Annotated in this window: 5 protein-coding genes and 1 pseudogene; 3 read left to right on the forward strand and 3 right to left on the reverse strand. The window is 75.0% G+C overall.

All coding sequences use genetic code 11. The features are described from left to right. The 3 genes from AB0K09_RS29210 to AB0K09_RS29220 all read right to left on the reverse strand — a co-directional run. On the reverse strand, positions 1–1447 hold a 1447-nt coding region (locus AB0K09_RS29210), incomplete at its 3' end, for a DUF58 domain-containing protein (protein WP_366068418.1). Further along, complete coding sequence (locus AB0K09_RS29215) at positions 1447–2481, reverse strand: MoxR family ATPase (RefSeq protein WP_366068419.1); 1035 nt, start codon at positions 2479–2481, stop codon at positions 1447–1449. The genes AB0K09_RS29210 and AB0K09_RS29215, both read right to left, overlap by 1 nt. A gap of 176 nt (positions 2482–2657) precedes the next feature. Then, positions 2658–3215: a carbonic anhydrase gene (locus AB0K09_RS29220; RefSeq protein WP_366068420.1), complete on the reverse strand. Its 558-nt coding sequence runs from the start codon at positions 3213–3215 to the stop codon at positions 2658–2660. Positions 3216–3630: 415 nt separating this feature from the next. Here AB0K09_RS29220 and rsmH point away from each other — a divergent pair, with 415 nt between their 5' ends. From rsmH to AB0K09_RS29235, 3 genes and pseudogenes are all read left to right on the forward strand, one after another. Then, positions 3631–4590, forward strand: coding sequence for a 16S rRNA (cytosine(1402)-N(4))-methyltransferase RsmH (gene rsmH, locus AB0K09_RS29225; protein WP_366068421.1), 960 nt, complete (start codon positions 3631–3633; stop codon positions 4588–4590). Continuing rightward, positions 4587–5171: a septum formation initiator family protein gene (locus AB0K09_RS29230; RefSeq protein WP_366068422.1), complete on the forward strand. Its 585-nt coding sequence runs from the start codon at positions 4587–4589 to the stop codon at positions 5169–5171. Before rsmH ends, AB0K09_RS29230 begins: the two co-directional genes overlap by 4 nt. Positions 5172–5175: 4 nt before the next feature. Next, positions 5176–5544, forward strand: a pseudogene (locus tag AB0K09_RS29235) (cell division protein); the annotation flags it as partial.

The following is a 5544-nucleotide window of genomic DNA, read 5'->3' on the forward strand; positions in this document are numbered from 1 at the left end:
TCGCCGGAGCCGGATACGGCGACCTGGTGTGCCTGGCGACCGACCGGGCCGGCACCGCGGCGGCCGCGGACCCCGACGACTGGCGGCCCCCCGCCGTCGGGGCCGGCGCCCCCGTGGTCCTGCGGAACGCATGACCGGAACCGGCGGGGTCCGCGGCCAGTTTCCACAGGGCGGGGAAGGCCGCGCCCGGGGTGACCCTTATGGCCGTCCAGCCCGAGTCGCGGAGGAGGCGCAGGGCTGCTTCCGCCTCTTCCGGGCCGGGGCCCTCGTGCGGGGCCCAGGCCGCCGAGTCGAGGACGAAGGCCACCGCCGTGGTGCTGCGCCGGCGCAGGCGGCCCGCCTGGGCCGCCTGCGCCTCGTCGAGGTCGCCGAAGAAGCCCACCAGCAGGCCCCCGTCGCCGGAACGCAGCGCCTCGTGGGCGGCCGCGAGCGTCTCCTCCTCGGAGTGGTCGACCACGGCCAGGGTGTCCAGCACCAGCCCCACCGCCTCCGCCGAGGCGTGCCCGGCCGGCTCCGGGCCGGGCAGCAGGTTGCCCGTGTCGCTCACCAGGCGCACCGAGTAGCCGCGCTCCAGCAGGTGCACGGCCGTGGAGGCCGCGCCGGAGACCGCCCACTCGAAGGGCGCGTCCGGGCCGACGCCCGCGTAGGCGATGCCCCGCGTGTCCAGCAGGACCGTGCAGTGGGCGCGCTGCGGCTGTTCCTCGCGGCGCACCATCAGCTCGCCGTAGCGCGCGGTGGAGCGCCAGTGGACCCGGCGCAGGTCGTCGCCGTGCCGGTAGCCGCGCGGTATGACGTCGTCCTCGCCGGCCAGGGCCAGCGAGCGGTGCCGCCCGTCGCCGTACCCGGAGGCCACGCCGCTCAGCCGCACCGGCGGCAGCGCGTCGACGCGCGGCACGACGGTCAGCGTGTCCTGGGCGCTGAAGGAGCGGGTCAGCTCGCACATGCCGAAGGGGTCCGTCAGCCGCAGCTGGAGCGGGCCCAGCGGAAAGCGGCCGCGCAGCTCCGAGCGCACCCGGTAGGAGACCTCGCGCCGGCCGCCCGTCTCGATCCGGTCGAGCACGAAGCGCGGCCGGGGCCCCAGCACGTACGGGAGCTGGTCCTGGAGCATCAGCAGACCGGTGGGCAGCTTGGAGACGTTGTCCACGCGCAGGCTCACCCGGGCCTCGGCGGTGGCGGTCACCCGGGCCGGCGAGAGCCGCCGGCTCGCGGCGATCCGGTGCCGGGTGCGGGACAGCACGAGCACGCAGACCAGGGGCAGGACGGCCAGCAGCAGTCCGACCCGCAGCAGATCCGGCTGGCCGAGGACGTAGCTGCAGCCGGTGGCCGCCAGGCCCGCCGCGAGGAAGGAGCGGCCGCGCGTGGTCAGCCCTGAGAAGGCGGCCCGCAGCGCGCCCCGGTCCCGCTCCCGGGCCGGTCCGCTCCAGGCGCCGTCCGGGTCGGGGGCCATCACCGGCCCCGGGTGCCGGGCGGCTGCTGGGCGAACGGGTCGGGGACGGGGGTGCGCTGGAGGATGTCGAGGACGACCTGCTCGGCCGTGTGCCGGTTCAGCTGGGCCTGCGCGGTGGGCAGCAGCCGGTGCGCGAGCACCGCCACGGCCAGCGCCTGCACGTCGTCCGGCAGCACGAACTCCCGCCCGGACAGCGCCGCCGCCGCCTTCGCCGCGCGCAGCAGGTGCAGCGTCGCGCGCGGCGACGCGCCCAGTCTCAGGTCCGGGTGGACGCGGGTCGCCACCACCAGGTCGACCGCGTAGCGCCGCACCGGCTCGGCGACGTGCACCGAGCGGACCGCGTCGATCAGCTTGACGATGTCGTGCGCGTGCGCGACGGGCTGGAGGTCGTCCAGGGGTGAGACGGCGCCGTGCGTGTCCAGCATCCGCAGCTCCGCCTCCGGGCTGGGGTAGCCCATCGACACCCGGGCCATGAAGCGGTCGCGCTGCGCCTCGGGCAGCGGGTACGTGCCCTCCATCTCGACCGGGTTCTGGGTGGCCACCACCATGAACGGGCTGGGCAGTTCGTAGCTGTTGCCGTCGATGGTGACCTGGCGCTCCTCCATCGACTCCAGCAGCGCCGACTGGGTCTTGGGCGAGGCGCGGTTGATCTCGTCGCCGATGACGATCTGCGCGAAGATCGCGCCCGGCTTGAACTCGAAGTCGCGGCGCTGCTGGTCGAAGACGCTCACGCCGGTGATGTCGGAGGGCAGCAGGTCCGGGGTGAACTGGACGCGCCGCACCGAGCAGTCGACGGACCGCGCCAGGGCCTTGGCGAGCATGGTCTTGCCCACCCCCGGCACGTCCTCGATCAGCAGGTGCCCCTCGGCGAGCAGCACCGTCAACGCGATCCGTACGACCTCGGGCTTGCCCTCGATCACCCCCTCCACCGCCCGGCGGACGCGGTCCGCCGTGGCGGTCAGCTCACCGCCCCCGCCCGGCTCCACCGGAGCGGGGGGACCCCCGTGGCTGGCGCGCTCGTCATAGGTCGTCACCCGGCCCTCCTCGGCCCTCTCTCGTCGGCCGCGGCCCGCGGGTACGGACCGGCCCACCCCTCGGCACGGACACCGTCCGCGGACGGGGGCGGCGCCACACAGGCATTCTGACCGCCCCGCGCCGTCCCGTCATGGCTTGTCGGCATCGCGCCGGTCATTCGCATCGCGCCGGTCGTTCAGCCGCGCGGGTCGATCTCGCGGAGCAGACCGGTCGTCACGTCGAAGACGAAGCCGCGCACGTCGTCGGTGTGCGGCAGGAACGGCGAGGTCCGCACGCGCTGCATGGACTGGCGCACGTCCTGGTCCAGGTCCTTGAACGCCTCCACCGCCCACGACGGGCGCTGGCCGACCTCGGCCTCCAGCTCGTGCCGGAAGTCCTCGGTCAGGTTCAGCAGACCGCAGCCGGTGTGGTGGATCAGCACGACCGAGCGGGTGCCCAGGGCACGCTGGCTGATCGTGAGCGAACGGATGATGTCATCGGTGACCACGCCGCCGGCGTTGCGGATGGTGTGGCAGTCGCCGAGCTCCAGGCCGAGCGCGGCGTGCAGGTCGAGGCGGGCGTCCATACAGGCGACGACCGCGACCTTGAGGACCGGCCGGGCGTCCATGCCGGGGTCGGTGAAGGCGGCCGCGTACTCCGCGTTGTGCTCGACGAGGCGGTCGATCACCGAGGACTCGGCGGGCTCGGAACCGGCGGGCTGGGGCTGGGGCTGCTGACGCGCTGGTATCGACATAGGCACGAAGGTAGTCGGCGATTCCCCGCTCGGCTCCCCGGACCCTGGGCCAAAGCCTGCCGGACCGGGCGTCTGTGAGGTATGCCACAAGTGTGCGGGCCGTGGCGCCGAACGGGTGAACACGCCGGTCCGTCACCCTCCCGCACTCGTCGCACACCCGTGGCGTGACGCGCTGGCCGGTTGGTTGACCGAGGGGACGAGTGGACTAAAGTGGCGCGAAGTGGGAGGCCTGACGCTCCCCTTGGAACCGATACCGACCGCACGTGCGCCATGCGTACGCATCCCTCGGCCTCCTCCCGCTCCCGGTCGCCCTGGCGTCACTTCCCCGGCGCCAGAACGGCCGCTTCCCCTTCGAGCGGGCGGGGACCCGGCGGTGCGTACCGCCGGCGTCTGTCCGTACCTCTCAGAAGGGCGCATGAGCAGCAACGCGCGACACGTCCCCGTCATGCTCCAGCGCTGTCTGGACATGCTCGCACCCGCCCTGTCCGAGCCCGGCGCGGTCGTCGTCGACTGCACCCTCGGCGCCGGCGGCCACAGCGAGGCGCTGCTCACCCGGTTCCCCGAGTGCCGACTGATCGCCCTCGACCGCGACCCGACCGCCCTCGCCCTCGCCGGCGAGCGTCTGGCCCCTTTCGGTGACCGCGCCACGCTGGTCCGGGCCGTCTACCACGAGCTGCCCGACGTGCTCAAGCGACTGGGCGTCGAGAAGGTCCAGGGCGTCCTCTTCGACCTCGGCGTCTCCTCCATGCAGCTCGACGAGGCCGACCGCGGCTTCGCCTACGCCCAGGACGCGCCCCTGGACATGCGCATGGACCAGACCAAGGGCATCAGCGCGGCCGACGTCCTCAACACCTACCCGCCCGGCGAACTGGTCCGCATCCTGCGCGCCTACGGCGAGGAGAAGCAGGCCAAGCGCATCGTCTCCGCCATCGTGCGCGAGCGCGAGAAGGAGCCCTTCACCAACAGCGCCCGGCTGGTCCAGCTCATCCGCGACGCGCTGCCGCAGGCCGCCAAGCGCACCGGCGGCAACCCCGCCAAGCGCACCTTCCAGGCCCTGCGCATCGAGGTCAACGGCGAGCTCGCCAGCGTCGAGCGGGCCATCCCCGCCGCCGTGGCCGCGCTCTCGGTCGGCGGCCGCATCGCCGTGCTGTCGTACCAGTCGCTGGAGGACCGCATCGTCAAGGGCGTCTTCGCCGCCGGCGCCGCCACCACCGCCCCGCCCGGGCTGCCGGTGGTCCCCGAGCGCTACCAGCCGCGCCTGAAGCTCCTCACCCGGGGCGCCGAGCTGCCCACCGAGGAGGAGATCGCCGAGAACCGGCGGGCCGCCCCCGCCCGGCTGCGCGGCGCCGAGCGCATCCGCGAGGACGTGCCGTGACCCCCGCGCGCGGCCGGGGCCCGCGCCTGGGCCGCCTGCTGCCGACCGGTGCCGGAGCGCGGCGCACCCCCTTCGTCCTGCTCGTCGTCGTCCTGCTCGGCTCCGGGCTGATCTGGCTGCTGCTGCTCAACTCCTCCCTCAACCAGGGCTCCTTCGAGCTCAGCCGGCTCCAGCGCAGGACCACCGAGCTGACCGATCAGCAGCAGGCGCTGCAACAGGAGGTCGACCAGCTCGCCGCGCCCGACGCCCTGGAGCGCCGCGCCCGCGAACTGGGCATGATCCCCGGCGGCAGCCCCGCCTTCCTCGGTCTGGACGGCAAGGTCACCGGCGTACCCGGCCCCGTGCCCTCCGCGGGCGCCCAGCCCGCCGCCCTGCCCGCCGCGCCCCCGGCGCCCGTACCGGCCCCCGGCGTCGTCACGCCCCCGGTGCCCGGCCACGACGCCGAGGTGCCCCAGGCCCCGCCCCGCGCCCCCGCCGGGCAGAAGGTCCTGCCGAACGCCCCGCTGCCCTCGGCGGGCCGGACCCCCGCCCCACCGGCCGCAGTACCGGCTGCCCCGCCAGGGGCACCCTCAGGGAGGTGACGACGTGACGGCGCCCAGGCAGACCCGGCAGACCGGCCGGACCGGCCGGACCGATCGGACCGGCCGCCCGGTCCCCGCGCCCGCGCGCCCCGGCGCCCGGCCGCCGGCCCGGAACCGGGGCGGCACCCGGCCCCTGCGGCTCGGCAGCCCCCGGCCCCGGCTGCGGCTGATCGGCGCCGGGCTCACGCTCGTCATGCTGGTCTTCACCGTGCGGCTGCTCCAGGTGCAGGCGGTGGACGCCAGTGCCTACGCGGCGCGGGCCAACGTCAACCGCTACATCCCCGTCACGCTCGCCGCCGAGCGCGGCAACATCACCGACCGGTCCGGGGTGAACCTCGCCACGACCGTCGACGCCTACGACATCACCGCCGCC

This window comes from Streptomyces sp. NPDC049577 (assembly GCF_040675635.1).
In the GTDB taxonomy this organism is placed as follows: domain Bacteria; phylum Actinomycetota; class Actinomycetes; order Streptomycetales; family Streptomycetaceae; genus Streptomyces.